Raw genomic sequence first — 20,400 nt, 5'->3', positions numbered from 1 at the left:
GCGTCCGGAAGGCGCTACACGCCCGCCGCTGCCGGCTCCGGCGCGGGGGTGAGGGTGCGGCCCACCAGCGGCGCGAAGGTGGCCGCGATGCCGGCCAGCTCGCCGATGTCGTCGCCGACCAGCGCCTGGGGACCGTCGCACAGCGCGGTCTCGGGTGCGGGGTGCACGTCGACGATGACGCCGTCGGCCCCGACCGCGATCGCTGCGCGCGACAGCGGCAGCACCAGGTCGCGCTTGCCGCCCGAGTGCGAGGGGTCCACGATCACCGGCAGGTGCGACAGGCTCTGGGCCACCGGTACCGCGCTGATGTCGAGGGTGTTGCGGGTGGCCTTCTCGAAGGTGCGGATGCCCCGCTCGCACAGCACGATGTCGAGGTTGCCGCGCTGGGCGATGTACTCGGCGGCCATCAGCCACTCCTCGATGGTGGCGTTCATGCCGCGCTTGAGCAGCACCGGGCGGCCGGCCTCGCCCGCTGCCTGCAGCAGGGCGAAGTTCTGCATGTTGCGAGTGCCGATCTGCAGCATGTCGGCGTAGTCGGCGACCAGGTCCACGTCGGCGGCGTCGACCACCTCGGTGACGACGGGCATCCCGGTCTCGGCGCGCACGTCGGCGAGGATCTTCAGGCCGGTCTCGCCCAGCCCTTGGAAGGCGTAGGGGGAGGTGCGGGGCTTGTAGGCGCCGCCGCGCAGCAGCGAGGCCCCGGCCGCGCGGGCCATGCGCGCGGCCTCCAGCGTCTGTTCGGGGGTCTCGACCGCGCACGGTCCGGCGATGACGGTCATGTTGTCGCCGCCGACGGGCACGCCGGCGACCCGCACCGTGGAGCGGCCCGGATGGTGCTCACTGCTGACGAGCTTGTAGGGGACGCTGATGCGCAGGACGTCGCTCACGCCGGGCATGGCGCGAAGATCCAGGGTCTCGAACTGCCGTACGTCGCCGACCAGGCCGATGATCGTGCGGCTCACTCCGCGGGTCACGTAGGCCTCGCCTCCCGCGTTCGCGACGAGGTCGACGAGGTTGTCGATATGTTCGCGTGTGGCCCCAGGCCCCATGACGATGACCATGTGCGTTGTCCCTTCGGAACTTCGGTGTCCGTTCCCGGACGCGGTGGAGTTGTCGGCCGGACGGGCCGGGAGCGGCAGCCGGGCGGAAGCGGAAGGGGCCGGGCAGCAAAAGAGCCCCGGGCCGCTTCCGGCCCGGGGCTCCTCAAGTCGTCCGTGTCAGCGCAGCGCTTGGCGGGCGACCGTCCTAGCCGTGGGCCGGTAGCCATAAAAGCGCCAAAAGCTCTGCTGCATGGAAGCGACTATAGCGCATGCCCCGGCTCGCCCCGAACGGGCGGAGGGCGCAGCGCGCCGCCGCCCGGCCCTGGCAGGATGGCGAAGAAGCGCGCGAAGGAGAGCGATTGTCGGATCAGCCGCTGCCGCCGGGGCAGCACGTCCCACGCGGCCGACCCGCCCTGCACTACGGCCCGGTGCCGCGGTTCCGTGCGCACAGATGGGACCTGCGGGTCTACGGTTTCACCGAGTCGCTGGGCGAGTACCGGTGGAGCTGGCCCGAGTTCGACGCGCTCCCGCACGTGGAGGCCGTCGCCGACCTCCACTGCGTGACCAGGTTCACCGTGTCCGCCGTGCCCTGGAGCGGCGTATCGACCGCGACCCTGGCCGAGCTGGCACCGCCCGCCCCCGCCGTCACGCATGTGATGGTGTGGGCCGAGTACGGCTACAGCGCCAACATGCGCCTGGACGACTTCCTCGCCCGCGACGCGCTGCTGGCCACCCACCGCGGCGGCGAGCGCCTCGCACCCGAGTACGGCCATCCGGTGCGCCTGGTCGTTCCGCACCTGTACGGATGGAAGAGCGTGAAGTGGGTGCGCGCGGTGGAGTACCTCGCCGCCGACCGCCGCGGCTTCTGGGAGGAGCGCGGCTACCACAACCGCGCCGACCCTTGGAAGGAGCAGCGCTACTCCTACCAGGAGGAGCCCGGCGACGGACCGCCGCTGGGGTAGCCGAGGCGCGGCCGCGCGCCTGCACCCGGTACAGCGTCGTCGATCTTGTAGCCATCGTCACTGGAAATCGTTTTCCTTCACGATGGCTACAAGATCAACGGGGTTCGGGGCCTGCGGTCTGGCGCGGCACCCGCAGCTCGATCTCGGTGCCCTGGCCGGGCGCCGTGGTGACGTCGGCGGTACCGCCGAGGTCGGCGATGCGGCCGCGGATGGACTGGGTGACGCCCAACCGGCCCTCGGCTGCGGCCTCGTCGAGACGGTGCGCCTCGATGCCGGGCCCGTCGTCGCGGACCGTGACCGTGACCGTGCCGCCCTCGTCCTCCAGCAGCACCCAGACCCGGGTCCCGGGCGGACAGTGGCGTTCGACGTTGCTCAGCGCCTCGCGGACGGCGGCGTCGATCTCGCGGGCCGCCCGGGGCTCCACGGCGACCTCGTTCGCCGGCGCCGAGAGCGTCACTCGGGCCCCGGCGTGCGCGTCGAGCAGGGCCGCCAGGTCGGCGGTCGGCCGGGCGTCCCCTCGTGCGGCGGGTCCGGCCGCGCCGCCGCCCGCTCCCCCGGCCGGAGCCTCCGCCGTAACCGCGCCGTGCCTGCCGCCGACAAGCGCCCGCAGCCGCGCCTCCTGCTCGCCCGCGAGGCGGCCGAGCTCGGCGGCCTCGCCGCCCGCCTCGGCGCCGCGGCGCCGCACCATCGCGAGGACCTGCAGGACGGAGTCGTGGATGGAGCGTCCCAGGCGCTCCCGCTCGCGCGTGCGCGCCTCCAGCTCGACGGCTTCGGCGAAGCGGCGCTCGGCCGCCGCAGCGTAGCTCGCCAGGTAGCCCACCGAGTAGCCGGCCAACAGCAGGAGCACGACGCCGCGCGGCACCGCGGCCGTGACGGTCAGGCCCATGGAGGTCCGGACCGCGATGTCGACCACGCCGTGCGCCAGCGCCGCGCCCAGCGCCACGCGCCGACCGGCCAGCACGGCGGCCGCCAGGACGGCACCGCCGAACCAGGTGGTCGTCAGGGGCGGGGCCATGCGCAGGTAGCCGGGTTCGACCGCCAGGGCGGTGGCCGCCAGGCAGCCGAAGGCGACGGCGAGGTCGGCGGCCAGCAGCAGGCGGGTGCGGCGGTGCGGCCGGGCGTAGAGCACGGCCGATGCGGCCGTCCACGCGGCCATGGCGCAGAGCACGCCCCACGCCGCCCAAGGCCGTGCGAGCAGGTCGAGGTACTGCGCCAGCAGGAACACGGCATAGCCCACCGACGCCGCGCGGAAGACCGCGATGGCGCGCCAGAGGGGCGTGGAGAGCCCGGTCGGCCGATTGGGCCGCCCGTCGCCGCGCCCGACCGCCGCGCTGCTCGCAGCGGAGCCCGCGGTCCCCTGCCCGGCGGCCGGGGTGCCGCGAGGGGGCGCGGGGGCCGACGCGGAGGCGAGGTCGGGGGATTCGGGGCTCATCGGCTCAGGGTCCTGCCGGGCGGGGGACGGGAGGCGGGCGGTGCGGCGGGGTCAGACCACGGCGCCGTCGTCGGGGCCGTTGTCGCCGGGCGGGCGGTCGCCCATGCGGACCACGAGCACGACGAAGCCTGCGATGAAGGCGGCCACCGCCAGGAAGGCCAGCCAACCGGGCAGCGACATCCCCAGCAGCATCGAGCCCAGCAGCAGCAGCGGACCGCCGAAGAGCCCGGCCCAGGAGAGCCGGCTGGTGAGGTCGCCCCGGGGCAGGGGCGGCGGCGGGGGCGGCACGAAGTGCTCGCGGTCGTCGGCGGACTCGGCCGGGCGGACCACGCGGGCTGGCGGTGCGCCGCCGGTCTCCTCGTCTTCGCCGTAGTCGGCGTCGTCGGGATCAGGGTCGGAGGAGGCGGCGCGCTCGCCGGCGGCGAGGTTCTCCGCGTCGGGCCAGGCGGCCTCGGCCGCGGAGGGGGTGTCGTAGAAGCGCGCGACGAGGTCGGCCCACACGTCGTCGTCACCGGCCGCCGCCGCGGCTGCCTGCCCCGCACCGGGCTCGGGCTCCACCCGCGTCTGCCGTCGCAGGCCCTCGGTTGTCTCGGCGCCGCCCGGTTCGAGGCCCCGGTACTCCAGGTCCGGGAGCTGGTCGCGCAGGATCTCCCCGGCGGTGGCCCGCTCGTGCGCGTCGACGTAGAGGTGGTCGGTCGGCGGCTCCTCCTCCGCGCCGGAGTCGTCGAGCAGCCCGTCGTCCAGCTGCACCGCGTAGGCCGCGATACCGGACTCGCGCAGCGCGTCGAGCATCTGGTCGGCCAGAGCGGTGGGAAGCACGATGAGCGGGACGTAGGTGTCGGCGAGCAGACCGTTGCCCCGGCGATGAGTCATCGCTTCGTCCCTTCCCCGCTTCTGCTGTGCTCGCGCACGAACGCGAGGCTGCCGTCGAAGATGGTTGAGGCGTCGTGGTCGAGTGTGGCCACGTGGTAGCTGTTGTCCAGGGAGTGGACGCGCAGCGGCGCGTTCACCGCCCTACTTGTGAGGATACGCAGACTCTGCGGCCCCACGACATGATCCTGGGGACTCCGGTAGGCGAGAACCGGCGCGGTGACAGCCGGCAGGCCGCGCTTCGTGGCGCGCCACAGCTTCGGGAGTGTCGCCGCCGCGGCGGTGGGGACCCTCTCATAGGATCCCTCGCCGACGCCGGGCTTCTTGACGTCCTCGCCCACCGCGGCCGTGGTGGGCACCAGCGGGGCCAGCAGCCGGGCCACCAGCAGCAGGCGGTTCTCCAACGCCAGCGACGGGTTCACCACGACCGCGCCGCGCACTTTGTCGGGGTGCAGTTCGGCCATGCGCAGCGCCAGGCATCCGCCCATCGACAGGCCCATGACGAAGACGGTGTGGCAGAGCCCGTGCAACCGCAGCAGGGCGGACTCCACCGCCTCCACCCACTGCGTGCTCGTGGTCCGGGCCATCTCCTGCCAACTGGTGCCGTGGCCGGGCAGCAGCGGGACGTCGACGGTCAGCCCGGCGGCGGCAAGGTGCTCGGCCCAGGGGCGCAGGGCGCGGGGCGTCCCGGTGAAGCCGTGGCACAGCAGAACGCCGACGCCGTCACCGGATCGGCGGTAGGGCTCGGCACCCGGCATCGTCGGCATGGAGGGCCCTCCTGGGGATCCGGCGGGGCGCGGCGGACGGCCGCGGGTTCACTGGACCGACTTTACGAAACTTGTACGCGCTCCGCCTCCCGGATACTCGTCCTCGGGGTCGGCGGAAGAGGCCGCAGCAGCGGCCCGCGGCGGGCCCGCGGCGCGACTACCTGCGAGTAACTTGTTCCGCCATTGGTAGTACGACCGCGACAATGGGAAGATGGCGGCGATTGTTCGTGCAAGCGGGAAGGCTGACGTGGCGAGTTCGTCGAAGCACGCCCCGCATGAGCGGGGGTGAGTGCCGGTGTTCTACTGGGTTGTCAAGGCGATTCTGGGGCCTGTGATCGCGGTGCTGTGGCAGCCGCGCGCCGAAGGCGTCGAGAACGTGCCCCGGCACGGCCCGGCGATCATGGTCGGAAATCATCTGTCCTTCTCCGACCACTTCTTCGGACCGCTGCCCCTGCCCCGCAAGATCACGTTCCTGGCCAAGGCCGAGTACTTCACCGGGACAGGGCCGAAGGGCCTGCTCAGCCGCCTGTTCTTCACCGGGGTCGGGCAGATCCCCATCGACCGGTCCGGCGGCAAGGCCAGTGAGGCGGCACTGCGCACGGGGCTGAAGGTGCTCAAGCAGGGCAAACTGCTGGGAATCTACCCCGAGGGCACGCGCTCGCCCGACGGCAAGCTCTACCGCGGCCGCACCGGAGTGGCGCGCATGGCACTGGAGTCCAGGGCGCCGGTCGTGCCGATGGCCATGATCAACGCCGACAAGATCATGCCGCCCGGGCGCACCCTGCCCAAACTCGGCATCCGGCCCAAGGTCGTCTTCGGCAAGACGCTGGACTTCGCCCGCTACTACGGGATGGAGCGCGACCCGCGGGTCCTGCGCGCCGTCACCGACGAGATCATGTACGCCCTGATGGAGCTCTCCGGCCAGGAGTACGTCGACCGCTACGCTCAGTCGGTCAAGTCCGATCTGGAGGCTGCGGCCAAGGAGGAGAAGAAGGAGCAGCACGCCGGCGAGAAGGAGCGCAGGCGCGCAGAGAAGGCCGAGCGCAAGTCCGAGCGCAAGAAGCGGAAGAAGCGCGGCAAGCGCTCGTCGGCCGAGGCCGACACCGACCCCGAGGGCGTGCCCGCCCCCGAGGCCGACGGAACCGGAACCCGGCGGCCCGACGACAACCCGGGCGCCGCGGCGTAAATGAGCGGCGCCGCGGGGGCCTGCGCCGCCGCTCCCGCTCCGGCGCACCCCGCGGCGAACGGCTTGCTGTGCCCGCTCCGCCCACGCCCCGCTCGACCGCGCCTCCGCCTCCGCCTCCTGATGAACGGACCGCCCGGCCGGCGTCAGCCGCCGGCCGGGCGCCGCCCTTCGGGCCCGTCGCCCAGCGCGATGTCGGCCAGTACCGGGAGATGGTCGCTCGCGGCGGCCAAGTCGGCCGGGTCGACCAGGTCGACGGGCACGCCGGCGCGGCGCACCAGCACGTCGCCCGAGGCGAAGACGCCGTCGACGCGGTGGCTCGGCGCGTGCGCGGGGAAGGTCGCGGACCCGCCCCACGGGTGCTCGGCCGCGGCGTCGCGCAGCCCGGCGGTCAGCAGCCGCCAGGCCGTGTCCTCGGGGCGGCAGGCGACGTCTGCGGCGAGCACGAACGGCCCCGGGTTCTCAGCGGCGAAGGCGGCCAGGCGGTCCACCGCCTCCCCGGCGTGGTGCAAGCGGGCCCCCGGGTGCTGGTCGAGGCGGGTGCAGGCGATCAGCAGCGGCACCCCCTCCACCTGCAGCGCGACCATGGACAGGGTCCGTACGCGCAGACCCGGGTAGCGGCGCAGCACGCGGTGGCCGACGCGGTGCACCTCGAGTCCGGGGCGGTACAGAACGGCCAGCCCGCCGGTGCGGCGGCTGATCGCCGGGACCATGCCGACCGAGCGGTCCAGCCTGCGCCTGCGGGACTGCCAGCGCAGCAGGTCGGGCACCTCCTGCAGGCACACGACGTCGGGCGCGCAGGCGCCGACCACCCGCGCCACGGCGTCGGCACCGCCTCGCAAGCCGTCCACGTTGTAACTGAGCATGCGGAGTTCCGTCACACCCGCACACCTACCCGCGCCGACCGGCGGCATGGGCGGAGGGGCGGGGCGGAGTCGGCGGCGCGGGACGGGTCAGCGCAGCGCGAGGTCGGCGGCGCCGACGATGCCCGCCCGGGAGCCGAGTTCGGCGACGCGGATCTCGGCCAGGCGGCGGGTGGCGCGCCCCGTGACGTGGCGGGCGAAGGAGTCGCGGACCGGGGCGAGCAGAACGTCTCCGGCGTCGGAGACGCCGCCGCCGATCACGAACAGCTCCGGGTCCAGGATCGCCGCGAGGTCGGCCAGTCCCAGGCCCACCCACTCCCCCACCGCGCGGAAGCAGGACAGCGCGCCCTCGTCGCCCTCCCTCGCGGCGGCGGTGATCTCGCGGCCCTGGATGTCCTCGGCCCTGCCCCCGGCCAGCTCCGCCATCCGCTCGGCGCGCTTGGGTTCGGCGCGGGCGAGGTCGAGGGCCTCACCTACCAGGGCGCGGCCGCTGGCGTACTGCTCCCAGCAGCCGTGGTTGCCGCATCCGCACCGGCGCCCGAACGGCACGACCCGGTAGTGGCCGACCTCGCCGGCCACGCCGTAGCGGCCGCGCTGCAGCTCGCCGTCCATGACGACGGCGCCCCCCACTCCGGTGCCCAGCGTGACGCAGACGACGTGCGCGCTGCCGCGGCCGGCGCCGAAGCGGACCTCGGCCCACGCGGCGGCGTTGGCGTCGTTCTCGACTACGACCGGCAGGTCCACGCGCCGCCGCAGCCGCTCCTTGAACGGCTCCTCGGTCAGACCCAGGTTCGCGCCGAGCACGATGGTCGCCCGGTCGGCGTCGACGAACCCGGCGGTGCCCACGCCGACGGCGGAGACGGCGCTCTCGGCGTGCCGGTCGCGCAGCTCCCGCACCGCACCGCCCACGACGTCGGCCAGGGCCTCGCCGTCGCCGTAGGGGGTGGGGTGCTTGACGACGTCGCGGACCCGGCCCCGGGAGTCGGCGATCCCGGCGGCCACCTTGGTGCCGCCGATGTCCACGCCGATCGTCATCCGCATGCGCGGCTCCTCCTGCTCGTCTCCCGCGGGCGCGCGGCGCCGCGCGCCCGCGGCTCGGGGCCCGGAGGGCTGGAGCACGGGCGGCGCGGGCGGCGCGGGCGATTGGTCTAAACCGGTTCCCGCGGGATTCTAATTCAGTCCCCGCGCGAGATCCCACGCGGCGGCTCGACCTCGGCACGGTCGGCGCCAGTGCCGCTCGGGCGCGGCCGGTCGGGGTCGGGGGTGCGGCGCTCCAGGGCGCGCTCGACCACGCCCAGCGTCTCGCCGACGGCGCCCACCACGGCGATTCCGGCCCGCCCGAGGTGCCCCGCGACCTCCGGGCCCTTCTTGCGCGCGATTCCCAGCAGCTCGTCCACCGGCGACGCCGCGGGGCGGGGCTGCTCGTACTTGACGGCCTCCTCCCACACGTCCCCCTTGCGCGGCGGCGCGCTCGCCGCGGCGGCGCCGCGGCGCACTCCGGCCACGAGCAGCCGCCGCTGGAGCGTGTCGACCATGCGCAGCGCGTCGTCGATGATGTCCTGCGACCCGTTGCCGCCCTTGTCGGTGCGGTCGGTCCCGCGATCAGGCTCGGCCATGGTGACTTCGACCCCGCTTTCGTGTCGGCCCTGTGCCTCGGCTCTGCCCGTCACGTTAGCCGCCCGGGGCTCGGCCGGGGCGGGGCGCCCGGGTGAAATCCGGGGACGCTCCGGAGGATCCCGGGGTCCGGCCCGGAGAACGGCCGGTATGCGGCCGGAAGGTCACTTTCGGATACCAACGGCACTCAGGCGAGAACGTGTTCTACCCGCGAGTAAGGAAAGTTGTTACGGTCGTGCTGTCCCCTCGTGGAAGCAGATGTCCGGGAGCAATGACGTGCGCGAATTCAGCAGTCCGGTGAAAGTGGAAGTCGCGGCGGAGTCGCGGCTGCCCGACACGCTCTTTGCGCGGGCCCGGGAAGAGCCCGACGCCGTCGCGTTCCGCCGGCAGGAGGCCGGCCAGTGGCGCGACGTCACGTGCGCGCAGTTCCGCGACGACGTCTCCGCCGTCGCCAAGGCTCTGATCGCGGCCGGGGTCGAGCACGGCGACAGGGTCGGCCTGATCTCCCGCACCCGCTACGAATGGACCGTGATCGACTACGCGGTCTGGTCGGCGGGCGGCGTCACGGTCCCGATCTACGACTCCTCGTCGGAGGAGCAGATCTCCTGGATCCTCAGCGACTCCGGGAGCCGGGCCGTCTTCGCGGAGAGCGAGGAGCACGCGGCCCGCGTCGAGGCCGTGCGCGGCGAGCTGCCCGAGTTGGAGCACGTCTGGCGCATCGAGGGGCCGGCCTTCGACGAGTTCCGGCAGAGCGGGGAGGGTGTCGGCGACTCCGGGGTCGAGGAGCGGCGCACCGCGGGCACCGCCGACGAGGCGGCGACCCTGATCTACACCTCGGGCACCACCGGCCGCCCCAAGGGCTGCGAGCTGACCCACCGCAACCTGCTGTTCACCATCCTCAACACGGTCCACGGGCCGCTGGAGGAGGTCTTCTCCATCGAGGGCCGCTCGACGCTGCTGTTCCTGCCCTTGGCGCACTCCTTCGCCCGCATCATCCAGGTCGGCTGCGTGGAGTCGCGGACCGTGATGGGCCACTTCCCCACGACCGGCCCCGAGGTCATCGACGCGCTCGGCACGTTCCGCCCCACGTTCCTGCTCGCCATGCCCCGCGTGTTCGAGAAGGTCTACAACAAGGCCGAGCAGAAGGCCGTCTCCGAGGGCCGGGGCCGCATCTTCCGCGCCGCCGCCGACACCGCCGTCGCCTACAGCCGCGCGCTGGACTCCGGCCGCGTGCCGCTGGCGCTGCGCCTGCGCCACGCGCTGTTCGAGCGGCTGGTCTACGGCAAGATCCTCGCCGCCGTGGGCGGGCAGGCCCGGTACTCGGTCTCGGGCGGCTCCGCGCTGGGCGACCGGCTCGGCCATTTCTTCCGCGGAGTGGGGCTGACCATCATCGAAGGCTACGGACTCACCGAGACCTCGGCGCCCACGTCCGTGAACAGCCCGTCCAAGAACAAGATCGGCACGGTGGGCCCGCCGCTGCCCGGAGTCACCCACAGCATCGGCGACGACGGCGAGGTCCTCGTCAAGGGCGACCACGTGATGCGCGGGTACTGGCGCAACGAGCAGGCTACGCGCGAGGCGTTCGACTCCGAGGGCTGGTACCGCACCGGCGACCTCGGCTCGCTGGACGAGGACGGCTACCTGTCGATCACCGGCCGCAAGAAGGAGATCATCGTGACGGCCGGCGGCAAGAACGTCGCCCCCGCGGTGATCGAGGACCGGCTGCGCGGCCACGCGATCGTCAGCCAGTGCATGGTCGTCGGCGACAACCGCAACTTCATCTCGGCGCTGATCACCGTCGACCCCGAGGCCTTCGAGTTCTGGAGGAAGGAGAAGGGCAAGAGCGGCGACATCCCCGACCTGGTCGAGGACCCCGATCTGATGGCCGCCGTCCAGGAGGCGGTCGACGACGCCAACAAGGCGGTCTCGCGCGCCGAGTCGGTGCGCAAGTTCACCATCCTGCCGTCGGACTTCTCCGAGGAGGGCGGCCAGATGACGCCGTCGCTCAAGGTCAAGCGGCACGTCGTGGCCAAGCAGTTCAGCGAGGAGATCGACCGGCTCTACAGCTGAGCGCTCGGGCCGGGAGGCCGGCGGGGCGGGCGGGGGCCGGGCTGCCCCCGCGCGCCCCGGCTCCTGCGGTACCGCCGGCGCCCGCGCGCTGCGGCGGCGCTCACTCCTCCAGCAGGTCGGCCAGCCGCTCCGCGACGCCGTCCCAGGTCCACTCCCGCTGCACCCGCGCACGGCCGCGCTCGCCCATGGCCGCGGCCCGCTGGGGGTCGCGCAGCAGCCCGATGAGCGCCCGCGCGGCGGGGCCGGGGCGGGTTCCGTCGACCACGAGCCCGGTCTCGCCCTCGCTGACGGCGTCGGGCGCACCCCCGGAGCGCCCGGCCACCACCGGCAGGCCGGTCGCCGAGGCCTCCAGGTAGACCATCCCCAGCCCCTCGACGTCCAGCCCGCCGTTGCGGGTGCGGCAGGGCATCGCGAACACGTCGGCGGCGTCGTAGTGGGCGGGCAGCTCGCCAGCCGGAACGTCGCCGGTGAAGCGCACCGACCCGGTGACCCCCTGCTCGCGCGCCAGCGCCTCCAGACGCCCCCGGTAGGGGCCGCCGCCCACCAGCAGCAGCGCCGCGTCGGGCACGTCGGCCAGCACGCGCGGCCAGGCCCGCAGCAGTGTGTCCTGGCCCTTGCGGGCGACCAGCCGCGAGACGCACACCACCACCGGCCGCCCGCGCAGTCCGTGGCGCTCGCGCACGCCCTCACCGCCCGCACCGGGGCGGAACCGCCCTGTGTCGACGCCGGGCGCCAGCCGCCGCATGCGCGCGGCGGCCTCAGGCGTCAGCGCGCGCGCCAAGCGGGCACGCGTGTACTCGCCGAGGTAGGTCAGGACGTCGGTGTCCTCGCCGATGCGGCGCAGCGCACGCCGCGCGCCCGGAAGCGCCGACCAGCCGGTCTCGTGGCCGTGCGTCAGGCCCACGATCCGGCGCACCCCTGCGCGCCGCAGGCCGCCGGCCATCAGGCCCAGCGGAGCGGCCGCGCCGAAGAGCACCGAGTCGCACTCCTCCAGCGCCGCGATCCGCTCGGCCCGCCGCCGCACCGCCGGGGTGGGCAGCAGCACCGGGGTCCGCTCCCGCACCACGGGAAAGGGCAGCCCCAGGTCGAAGTCGGCGGCCTCGTCCGGTGCACCCGGCCCGCGCGGACGCGGGGTGGAGCAGTACACGACCACGGAGTCCGGCGGGCGGCGCAGCGCGAGCTCGTGCACGAAGGCCTCGATGCCTCCGGGACGCGGGGGGAAGTCGTTGGTGACGATCAGCGTACGCGGCACGGCCCCGAGTCTAGGCGGATCCGGGCTTGCCGGGTGCTCGGCCGCGCGGGTCAGCCCAGCGCCAGGAAGCGCACGCCGGCGGCCTCCAGCGCCTCGGCGCCCGGACGGCCCGGCAATGCCCGCCCGGTCGCCGCGCGCACGGCCTCCAGCGTCTCCGGCCCGAATGCGCCCGGGCCCGCGGAAAACAGCAGGTCGGCAACGGCCTCCAGCGCCGGACGAGACGTCCAAGCGCCGCGCTCCAGGGCGTCGGCGAGGTCCAGGCCGTGCAGCACCACCTCGACGACGCGGGTGACAAGGAACTCCTCCAGTGCCATCGCGTCGCCGTGGCGGGTCAGCACCACGCTGCCCGCGGGCTCGGCCGCCAGCCGGGGGCGCAGATCGCGCCAGGTGCGCTCCAGCACCCGCCCCGGCTCGCCGGGCCCCGCGCCGCTGTCTCGGCGGCGTCGGCGATCCTGCGCCCGTCGACCTCGGGCGAGAACCGGGCGTCCGGGCGATAGTAGCCCGCGGCCGACACCCGGGCCTCCCGCGGCCCCGCGCCGTCGAGCGCGTCGGCGACGCGGACCAGGGCCCCGGCCGTGTGGGCGGCGAGCGCCGCCACGTCCCAAGGCGGGCAGCGCGTCGGCAGCCGCGCCTCTGCGGCGGACAGGCCCACCAGGACCGGAGCCAGGACCGCGGTCTCGGAGTCGAGCGCGGCCGTCGCCGCCGAGACCCGCACTGGGGCGCTACGGGCGGATGGCCGAGTGGAAGTTGCTCTGGTAGTAACCGCTCAGCGCGACCTCGGCGACCGGCTTGGACGGGTTGGAGGCGTGCACCATCATGTTGTTGCCGACGTACATGCCCACGTGGTCGGGGCCGTCGTAGAAGAAGATCAGGTCGCCGGGCTGCATGTTGTCCCAGGAGACCGGGGTTCCGGCGTTGACCTGGCTGTAAGTGGTGCGCGGCAGACTGACGCCGGCCTCCGCCCAGGCGGCCTGCACCAGGCTGGAGCAGTCCCACACGTCGGGGCCGGTGGCGCCCATGCTGTAGGAGTCGCCGATCTGGGCGTAGGCGAAGTCGATGGCCACCCCGGCGCTGCCCGAGGCGCTGCCCGTGTAGGTGGCGCCGCCGCCTCCGCTGCCGACGCCGGCGGTGGCGGCCTCCTGCTGCTCGGCCGTCAGGTCGTCGAGAATGTCCTGCTGCTTCTCGATCTTCTTCTCGGCCTCGCCCTTGGCCTCCTCGGCCTCGTCCAGCTTGTCCTTGGCCTTGTCCTCGGTGTCGGCCGCCTCGGCCGTCAGGTCGTCCAGCTTGCCCTTCTGCTCGTTGAAGTCGACGAGCGTCTGCTTCTGGTTCTCCGAGAGGTAGCCCAGGTCGGCGGCCTGCTCCAGGGCGTCTGCGGGTCCTTGGGAGCCCAGCAGGTAGGCGGGCGAGCCGAAGTCGGCGTTGGTGTAGGCCGCGTTGGCGAGCCCGCGGATGTCGTCCTGCATGCCGTCGATCTTGTCTTGAGTGTCCTGCTTGTCTTCGCGCAGGTCCTCAAGCTTCTCTTTGGCGGCGTCGTGGTCTTCCTTCGCCTGGTTGTACTTCTCGGCGAGCTCCGCGTGCTCCTCTTCGAGCTTCTCGATCTTGTTGCGGACCTCGTCGGCGCTCGGCTCGGCGACCGCGGCGCTGGAGGACAGGATCAGGGCGCCTGCGGCGACGAAGCCGACGGTCGCGAGATGCCGGCGGAACGAGCCACGTTCATGGCGTTCATCCACGATGGTGGCACACCTTTCTGCCAGGGGGCCGCCTGACCGGAGGCTCCTCGGAATACGGGCGGCCGCGGCGGTCGGCGGTCACGCCCGGGGCGCAGTCGGCGCCCGATGATCCGGGGAAGCTGCTGCGGCGTGCGAGAGGACACGCCTGCAAGGGGGTCCCGGTCTCCGCCGGCCCGGGGGTGGAATCGGCGCGGTCGGAGGTCGGCGGGAGCCGGCCGGCGCCACCCTTGTGATGGCACGTACAGACGACCGGGCTCGGCGAGGAACACTAGTGCATCCCCAGCACCATACTCAACCGATTCGTTACTATATCTACCTCTTTACGGACCGTCCGCAATGGAACGTCCGGATCATCCCCGCCCCAAAACGAGGTCACGTCACCGGGCCCCGAACCCCGCCGATCTTGTAGCCATCGTAAAGGAAAGCGATTTCCGTTTGCGATGGCTACAAGATCGACGGTGCTGTGCCGGGGCGGCGCACCGAACCCCATCGGCGATCTAGGGGCGCACGCCGAACTGGAACTGGCCGTCCCAATACCCCGAGAGCGACACGACCTCGACGTTCTTGCCGGTGCGCGGCGCGTGGATCATCTGGCCGTTGCCGACGTAGAGGCCGTCGTGGCCGAGGCCGCCGAAGAAGAACAGGATGTCGCCGGGCTGCAGCTGGTCGTAGCTGACGCGCGGCCCGGCCTCGGCCTGGCCGTAGGTGGTGCGCGGCAGGCTCACCCCGGCGGCACCCCACGAGCGCATCACCAGGCCGGAGCAGTCGTAGCCGCTGGGGCCCGTGGCGCCGTAGACGTAGGGCTTGCCCAGCTGGGCGTAGGCGAAGTCGAGGGCCGCGCGCGCGTCGCCGGAGGCCGCGCCGGTGTAGCTGCCCCCCGCGGAGTCGCCGCCGGTGGCCGGGTCGGCGGAGGGGAACTCGGCGAGCAGGTCCTCCTGCTCCTCGATCTTCCCCTCGACCTCGTCCTTCTTGTCCTCGATCTCCTCCTTCTCGTCCTTGGCGTCGGCCAGGGCCGCGTCGGCCTCGTCCTTCAGCCGGAACAGGCGCTCGGAGGAGTCGCTGAAGTCGTCCAGCTGCTCCTTCTGGGTCTCCGAGAGGTAGCCGACGTCGGCCGACTGGGCCTGCAGCTCCTCGGGGTTCTCGACGTTGATGATGTTGGACGGCGAGTCGAGATCGGTGCCGCGGTAGGCGGCGCTGGCGAAGTCGGCGACGTCGTCGCGCAGCTTGTCGTAGCGCTCCTGCTCGTCGCCGACCCGGTCCTCGAGGTCGTCGGCCTTCTCCTTGGCCGCCTCGTAGTCCTCTTTGGCCTTGTTGTACTCCTGGACGATGCCGTCGGCTTCCTCCTGGAGATCGCCGATCTTGGCCTCGACCTCCTCTTGGGTCGGCTCGGCATAGGCCACCCCGGAGGGCACGATCAGGCCTCCGACGGCCACGACCCCGAAACCGGTCGCGATCCGGCGGGCCGTGCGCCGACCACCTGTGCTCGTCATGGCGGTCCACGCTCCTTACGGGTCAGGTCCACATGCGGGATGAGGGGGATCGGGGCGGGGCGACCGGAATCCGGGCAGGGTGCCGGGTGAGCGGGAACCGCTGACACACCGGGCCGGACCTCCGGTCGGTGCGGCGGCACGCCTCGAAGGCGCCGCCGTCACCGGGGGGCCACCCGCAGAGCGCACGACACGGCGGCACTGGCGCCGCAGCCGCGACCCTCGCGTTCTTCGCGGGAAGCCGAACAAGCTCCGGATAGAACTTAGCGGACCGGACAGGGCACCTCAACCACAGCGACCGACGCGTCACCCGGTGCACACGGGGTTTCGGACGCCGCATCGGTCGCACACGACCCCGCGCGGAAACCGCGGCGGCGTCCGGCAGCGCCGGGACGGCGCCTATCCGCTCAGCCTGCGCAGCAGGAGAGACGACGCGACGGTACGCGCCCCCTCGCGGCGGACCGCGGCGACGATCTCCTGGTCGGAGGTGACCACGGCCAGCGGCCGCCCCCGCGGTTCGGCCCGCACCAGCCGGATGATCAGCTCGTCGGCGGTCTCGTCCGGCTCGCTGAACAGCAGCCGCACCCGGCGCGTCGCCGAGAGCACCGGCGGCGTGCTGACGTCGGCGCCGTCGAAGACGCAGGTGATCTCGGTCTTGGCGCGGCTGGCGAGCCCCTCCAGCGACGACAGGAGCCGGTTGCGCTGGTCGGCCAGCGGCAGGGTGCCGTAGCCGGTCTTGGTGACGTTGTAGCCGTCCACCAGCACGTGCATCCGCGGCAGGCTCAGCAGTTCGTCGACCAGCCCCGGGTCGTCGTCGGGCAGCCCCTTGCCGGGGACGGACGCCGCCCCGGCCGGGTGCTGCTCCGCGACCAGGTCGGCCGGGCTCTCGATGGAGCTGGGCAGCGCCAGCTCCCGCCGCAGCCCGTGGGAGGCCTCCAGCAGCACGTCCAGCAGCACCCGCAGCCGTGCCTCGTCGGCGCTGCGCCCGGCCCGCGCGGCCCGGCGCGCGTTCTCCACCTGCGCTTCGGCCGCGGCGAGGCGGTTGCGCAACCGGCGGTTCTCCGCCTCCACCGCGTTGACCTGTCCGGTCGTGGTGGCACTGCGGTCCGCCGCCTCCGCGATCGCCTGCCCGGCCTCGTGCTCGGCGTCCTTGGCGCGCTCGCGCTCGGTGTGCAGCCGACGGCGCAGGTCGGCGATGATGCTGCGCTGATCCTTGAGTTCGCTGCGCAGCCGCGCCAGCTCCGCGCGCTGGTCGCTCTTGGCCTCGTCCAGCCGGCGGCGCAGGTCGGCGATGGTGCCGGCGGCGTCGTCCACCTCCTTGGCGGTCTCCTGCCGGTCCAGCTCCTCGCGCACCCGGTCGACGACGGCGCGCCAGCCCTCGGGGCGCACCAGGTAGGCCGCCGCCGCCACCGCGACGGGGTCGGCGGCCGGCGGAACCACCCCGCGGCGCAGCTCGCCGACCAGCTCGGGCCAGACCTGCGCCACGCGCTCTGCGACCTGTCCGCGAAAGCCCGCGTCGGCCTCCAGCTGCGCGGCGATCTGCGGCCCGGCGAGCCGCGCGCGGCGGCGCGGCTCGAACTTCGCGACGCGGCGCAGCACCGGCGGCAGGTCGGACATGCGCATCCCGCTCAGGACGTCGGAGCCGTACTCGACGACCCGCGCGCGCACGGCTTCGGGCAGCGGGCGCTCGGGCCCCTCCCCGGCGGCCTCTGCGCCGTCCGCGCCGTCCGCCTCGTCCGCGCCCCCGCCGCCTCCGCCCTCGGCGCGCTCCGCGGCGGCCGCGGGCTCGTCGGCTCCGCCGCGCACCGGGCGTCCGCCGGCCTCGGAGGTCATGACCGCACCCCGGCGCCGCGAACGCACCGCCCGCGCCGGGGCGGAAACGGATACCGCACACCCATCTGCCTGGTCCTCCTGCACTCCGCACCTCAAGCCTCGCTGCGCACCGGGCCCGCCGCCGCGGCTCGCGGCCCGGTCTCCCCCGCGGTCTGGGCCATCCTTCCACGGAGACCGCGGCGGAAACCGGCCGAACCGCGCGGGCCCTGCCCTGAAGCACCCCGCGCCTGTCGGCGGCCGACGCACTGCGCCACCTGCCCCGACGCGGCCGCCGGCACCGCCCGGCCGCAGGCGGCGTCGGTGCCCCCGTTTACCCTGTCCGGGTGGCCGAGCAGCACGCCCCCGTCCAGGGCACCCTCGACGACTTGGGGATCCCCCTGTCGGAATGCACCTTCGTCGTCGTCGACCTGGAGACCACCGGCACCCGCGCCGACGCATCGGGCATCACCGAGGTCGGCGCCGTCAAGGTGCGCGGCGGCGAGGTGCTCGGAGAGTTCTCCACGCTGGTCAACCCGGGTCTGCCGATCCCACCGTTCATCACACTGCTCACCGGGATCACCCAGGCCATGGTCGCCCCGGCGCCCGCCGTCGAGAGCGTGATCCCCGGGTTCCTGGAGTTCGCCGGGCTGGAGCGCGGCTCCCTCCTGGTCGCGCACAACGCCCCCTTCGACGTCGGCTTCCTCAAGGCCGCCTGCGCCGCGCACGGCTACGACTGGCCCGCGCCGCAGGTCGTCGACACCGTTGCGCTCGCCCGCCGGCTGGTCACCCGCGAGGAGGTGCCCAACCACAAGCTCGGCACGCTCGCCGGCTTCTTCGGCGTCGCCGACCAGCCCACCCACCGCGCCCTCGACGACGCCCGCGCCACCGTCGGCGTGCTGCACGGCCTGCTGGAGCGCCTCGGCGCCTTCGGCGTCGAGACCGCCGAGGAGCTGCGCGGCTTCCGCTCGGCTCCCACGGCCGCCCAGCGCACCAAGCGCCACCTCGCCGACGACGTGCCCGCGGCCCCGGGCGTCTACGTCTTCACCGACGCCAAGGGCGACGCGCTCTACGTCGGCAAGAGCACCGACCTGCGCAGGCGCGTGCGCTCCTACTTCACCGGCTCCGAGAAGCGGGGACGCATCCGCGAGATGGCGGCCCTGGTCGAGGGGGTCACCCCCATCGTGTGCGAGACCGGGCTGGAGGCCGAGGTGCGCGAGCTGCGGATGATCGCCGAGCGCAAACCGCCCTACAACCGGCGCTCGCGCAACCCCGAGCGCGCTCCCTGGCTCAAGCTCACCGCCGAGGACTTCCCGCGCCTGTCGATCGTGCGCACCGTGCGCGACGACGAGGCGCCCTACCTGGGCCCCTTCCGCTCCGCGCGCGAGGCCCAACTCGCCCGCGAGGCGCTGCACGAGGCCTTCCCGCTGCGCCAGTGCACCCGCGGGATCACACCCGCGACGCCCACTGCGGCCTGCGTACTGGCCGAGCTGGGCCGGTGCGGAGCGCCCTGCTCGGGCGCCGAGACCGCCGCCGACTACGCCGTGCACGCCGCGGCCGCCCGAGGAGCCATGACCGCCGACCCCGCACCGGTGGTCGAGCGCATCACCGCCCACATCCGCGAGCTGTCCGAGGAGCTGCGCTACGAGGAGGCCGCCGGCCACCGCGACCGGCTGGCCGCGTTCCTGACCGCTGCGGCGCGCAGCCAGCGCCTGGCCGCCCTGTCGGCGATCCCCGAGCTGGTCGCGGCGGCGCCCGCGCGCGCGCCCGCGGGCGCCGCACGGACCGGCTGGGACGTGCATGTGGTGCGTCACGGGCGCCTGGCGAACAGCGGGGTCATGGCGCCGGGCGCCGACCCCGCGGAGTTCGTCGAGGCGCTGACCGGATCCGCCGAGTCCGTGTTCCCCGGCCCCGGGCCGGCGCCCTGCGCCAGCGCCTGGGAGATGGAGTGCGTGCTGCGCTGGCTGGAGACCCCCGGCGTGCGCCTGGCCGAATCCGCCGAAGGCTGGACATGCCCCGTCAATGGGGCCGAGAAGTACCGCCACCTGACAGACTGGGAGCGCGGCGTGTCGGCGCCCGCGCACCGCTGAGGCCCCGCGCCGGCGGACGCGCCGGCCCGTGCCCGCAGTGACCGGAGTCCTCGCCCAAGGAGTGCAGATGGCGGGTATCCCGCTGAGTGACGACTACCCGGTGCGGCGCGTGCCCACGGTGACCTACGCGCTCGTCGCCGTCAACGTCGCCGCCTACCTGCTCTCGCCGCTGTCGCTGCTGGCCGTGTGGTACGACGCCGGCGACCTGCCCCGCCAATGCGCCGTCGAGCACTACTTCCTGCGCTGGGCGGCCGTTCCCGTGGAGCTGCTGGGCGGACCCCAGGTCGAGGGGTCGGGCCCCTGCCCCGCGCCCGGCCACACGAAGGTGGCCTGGATCTCCGCGCTGACCTCGATGTTCATGCACGGAGGGGCGCTGCACCTGATCGGCAACATGGTCTATCTCTTCGTCTTCGGCCCGGTGGTCGAGGACCGCCTGGGCCGGCTGCGCTACCTGGGCCTCTACGTGGGCAGCGGCCTGGTGGCCACCTACGCCTTCGCGCTCACCCAGGCCTCGGCGGAGGTCCCGCTCGTGGGCGCCTCGGGGGCCATTTCGGGGGTGCTCGGCGCCTACCTGCTGGTGCAGCACCGAAGCCGCGTGGTGACCCTCGTGCTGGTCTTCGTTCCGGTGCGGCTGCCGGGCTGGGCACTGGTGGGCACCTACTTCATCCTCCAGTACTTTCTCTACGTCAGCATGTCGGCCTATCCCGGCTCCGACGCGGGCGTGGCCTACGCCGCCCACGTCTACGGCTTCATCGCCGGCGCGCTGGGGGCGCTGCTCATGCACCGCATACGCTGGCGCTCCGGGATCCGCCGCTCCGACGTCTACTGACCGGCCCGCGAACGGCGGCACCCGCGCCGACCCACCGAACCGGAGGACACCCCGTGATCACCGCGATCGTCATGATCAAGGCCGAAGTCGCCCGCATCCCCGAGGTCGCCGAGGCGATCGCCGAGATCGGCGGCGTCAGTGAGGTCTACTCCGTCACGGGCGGCGTCGACCTGATCGCGATGGTGCGGGTGCGCGGCCACGAGGACCTGGCCGAGGTCATCCCCGGTCGTGTCAACAAGGTCCCGGGCGTGCTCTCCTCCGACACCCACATCGCCTTCCACGCCTACTCCAACCACGACCTGGAGGCGGCGTTCTCTTTGGGCATGGAGTAGCTCTCCCGGGCATGGCCCTGCGGCGGCCGACGGGTGGGGCGCCGGAACGCCCTTCCCGCACCGCCGGGAG

General features: G+C 73.7%; 19 protein-coding genes. 6 read left to right on the top strand and 13 right to left on the bottom strand.

Annotation, left to right across the window (positions count from 1 at the left end; genetic code table 11):
• Positions 1–14 precede the first annotated feature (14 nt).
• Positions 15–1,061: a 3-deoxy-7-phosphoheptulonate synthase gene (aroF, locus tag RM446_RS02990; protein ID WP_311543499.1), complete on the bottom strand. Its 1,047-nt coding sequence runs from the start codon at positions 1,059–1,061 to the stop codon at positions 15–17.
• Between the two features lie 338 nt (positions 1,062–1,399).
• Here aroF and RM446_RS02985 point away from each other — a divergent pair, with 338 nt between their 5' ends.
• Positions 1,400–2,002, top strand: a complete 603-nt coding sequence (locus RM446_RS02985) for a molybdopterin-dependent oxidoreductase (protein WP_311543498.1) — start codon at positions 1,400–1,402, stop codon at positions 2,000–2,002.
• A gap of 94 nt (positions 2,003–2,096) precedes the next feature.
• On the opposite strand, the gene macS is transcribed toward RM446_RS02985, so the two are convergent.
• The 3 genes from macS to RM446_RS02970 are packed head-to-tail and all read right to left on the bottom strand — an operon-like array spanning position 2,097 to position 5,071.
• Positions 2,097–3,434: a MacS family sensor histidine kinase gene (gene macS, locus RM446_RS02980; RefSeq protein WP_311543497.1), complete on the bottom strand. Its 1,338-nt coding sequence runs from the start codon at positions 3,432–3,434 to the stop codon at positions 2,097–2,099.
• Positions 3,435–3,485: 51 nt separating this feature from the next.
• Positions 3,486–4,307, bottom strand: a complete 822-nt coding sequence (locus RM446_RS02975; RefSeq protein ID WP_311543496.1) for a hypothetical protein — start codon at positions 4,305–4,307, stop codon at positions 3,486–3,488.
• Positions 4,304–5,071 (bottom strand): alpha/beta hydrolase, encoded by a 768-nt coding sequence (locus RM446_RS02970; RefSeq protein WP_311543495.1) that lies wholly within the window; start codon positions 5,069–5,071, stop codon positions 4,304–4,306. Before RM446_RS02970 ends, RM446_RS02975 begins: the two co-directional genes overlap by 4 nt.
• 295 nt (positions 5,072–5,366) lie before the next feature.
• Between RM446_RS02970 and RM446_RS02965 the strand changes: the two genes are divergently transcribed.
• Positions 5,367–6,257: a lysophospholipid acyltransferase family protein gene (locus RM446_RS02965; RefSeq protein ID WP_311543494.1), complete on the top strand. Its 891-nt coding sequence runs from the start codon at positions 5,367–5,369 to the stop codon at positions 6,255–6,257.
• 143 nt (positions 6,258–6,400) lie between these two features.
• Here the strand turns inward: RM446_RS02965 and RM446_RS02960 are convergent, their stop codons facing one another.
• The 3 genes from RM446_RS02960 to RM446_RS02950 form a co-directional block, all read right to left on the bottom strand.
• Positions 6,401–7,120, bottom strand: a complete 720-nt coding sequence (locus tag RM446_RS02960; RefSeq protein ID WP_311543493.1) for an endonuclease/exonuclease/phosphatase family protein — start codon at positions 7,118–7,120, stop codon at positions 6,401–6,403.
• An 87-nt stretch (positions 7,121–7,207) separates the two neighbouring features.
• The gene (locus RM446_RS02955; protein WP_311543492.1) at positions 7,208–8,158 is read right to left on the bottom strand and encodes an ROK family glucokinase; all 951 of its coding nucleotides are present in this window, start codon (positions 8,156–8,158) and stop codon (positions 7,208–7,210) included.
• Positions 8,159–8,292: 134 nt separating this feature from the next.
• Complete coding sequence (locus RM446_RS02950; RefSeq protein ID WP_311543491.1) at positions 8,293–8,733, bottom strand: hypothetical protein; 441 nt, start codon at positions 8,731–8,733, stop codon at positions 8,293–8,295.
• A 274-nt stretch (positions 8,734–9,007) separates the two neighbouring features.
• On the opposite strand from RM446_RS02950, the gene RM446_RS02945 reads away from it, so the two are divergent.
• Positions 9,008–10,801 (top strand): AMP-dependent synthetase/ligase, encoded by a 1,794-nt coding sequence (locus RM446_RS02945; protein ID WP_311543616.1) that lies wholly within the window; start codon positions 9,008–9,010, stop codon positions 10,799–10,801.
• Between the two features lie 100 nt (positions 10,802–10,901).
• Here the strand turns inward: RM446_RS02945 and RM446_RS02940 are convergent, their stop codons facing one another.
• The 6 genes from RM446_RS02940 to RM446_RS02915 form a co-directional block, all read right to left on the bottom strand.
• Positions 10,902–12,053, bottom strand: coding sequence for a glycosyltransferase family 4 protein (locus tag RM446_RS02940; RefSeq protein ID WP_311543490.1), 1,152 nt, complete (start codon positions 12,051–12,053; stop codon positions 10,902–10,904).
• A gap of 50 nt (positions 12,054–12,103) precedes the next feature.
• Positions 12,104–12,394 carry a hypothetical protein gene (locus RM446_RS02935; protein ID WP_311543489.1) on the bottom strand — a complete coding sequence of 97 codons (291 nt, stop codon included), beginning with the start codon at positions 12,392–12,394 and terminating at the stop codon, positions 12,104–12,106.
• The gene (locus tag RM446_RS02930) at positions 12,385–12,768 is read right to left on the bottom strand and encodes a maleylpyruvate isomerase N-terminal domain-containing protein (protein WP_311543488.1); all 384 of its coding nucleotides are present in this window, start codon (positions 12,766–12,768) and stop codon (positions 12,385–12,387) included. Before RM446_RS02930 ends, RM446_RS02935 begins: the two co-directional genes overlap by 10 nt.
• 7 nt (positions 12,769–12,775) lie before the next feature.
• Positions 12,776–13,783: a C40 family peptidase gene (locus RM446_RS02925; RefSeq protein ID WP_311543487.1), complete on the bottom strand. Its 1,008-nt coding sequence runs from the start codon at positions 13,781–13,783 to the stop codon at positions 12,776–12,778.
• Between the two features lie 497 nt (positions 13,784–14,280).
• Positions 14,281–15,273: a C40 family peptidase gene (locus RM446_RS02920; RefSeq protein WP_311543486.1), complete on the bottom strand. Its 993-nt coding sequence runs from the start codon at positions 15,271–15,273 to the stop codon at positions 14,281–14,283.
• Between the two features lie 396 nt (positions 15,274–15,669).
• Positions 15,670–17,103 carry an NYN domain-containing protein gene (locus tag RM446_RS02915; protein ID WP_311543485.1) on the bottom strand — a complete coding sequence of 478 codons (1,434 nt, stop codon included), beginning with the start codon at positions 17,101–17,103 and terminating at the stop codon, positions 15,670–15,672.
• Positions 17,104–17,426: 323 nt separating this feature from the next.
• Here RM446_RS02915 and RM446_RS02910 point away from each other — a divergent pair, with 323 nt between their 5' ends.
• From RM446_RS02910 to RM446_RS02900, 3 genes are all read left to right on the top strand, one after another.
• A complete protein-coding gene (locus RM446_RS02910) occupies positions 17,427–19,169 on the top strand; it encodes a DEDD exonuclease domain-containing protein (protein WP_311543484.1) in 1,743 nt (580 codons plus the stop codon).
• A gap of 67 nt (positions 19,170–19,236) precedes the next feature.
• The gene (locus RM446_RS02905; protein WP_311543483.1) at positions 19,237–19,998 is read left to right on the top strand and encodes a rhomboid family intramembrane serine protease; all 762 of its coding nucleotides are present in this window, start codon (positions 19,237–19,239) and stop codon (positions 19,996–19,998) included.
• Between the two features lie 53 nt (positions 19,999–20,051).
• Positions 20,052–20,330 (top strand): Lrp/AsnC family transcriptional regulator, encoded by a 279-nt coding sequence (locus RM446_RS02900; protein WP_311543482.1) that lies wholly within the window; start codon positions 20,052–20,054, stop codon positions 20,328–20,330.
• Positions 20,331–20,400 lie beyond the last annotated feature (70 nt).

It is taken from the genome of Streptomonospora wellingtoniae (genome assembly GCF_031845375.1).
GTDB lineage: Bacteria > Actinomycetota > Actinomycetes > Streptosporangiales > Streptosporangiaceae > Streptomonospora > Streptomonospora wellingtoniae.
This window is presented reverse-complemented; position numbering and strand designations above follow the sequence as displayed.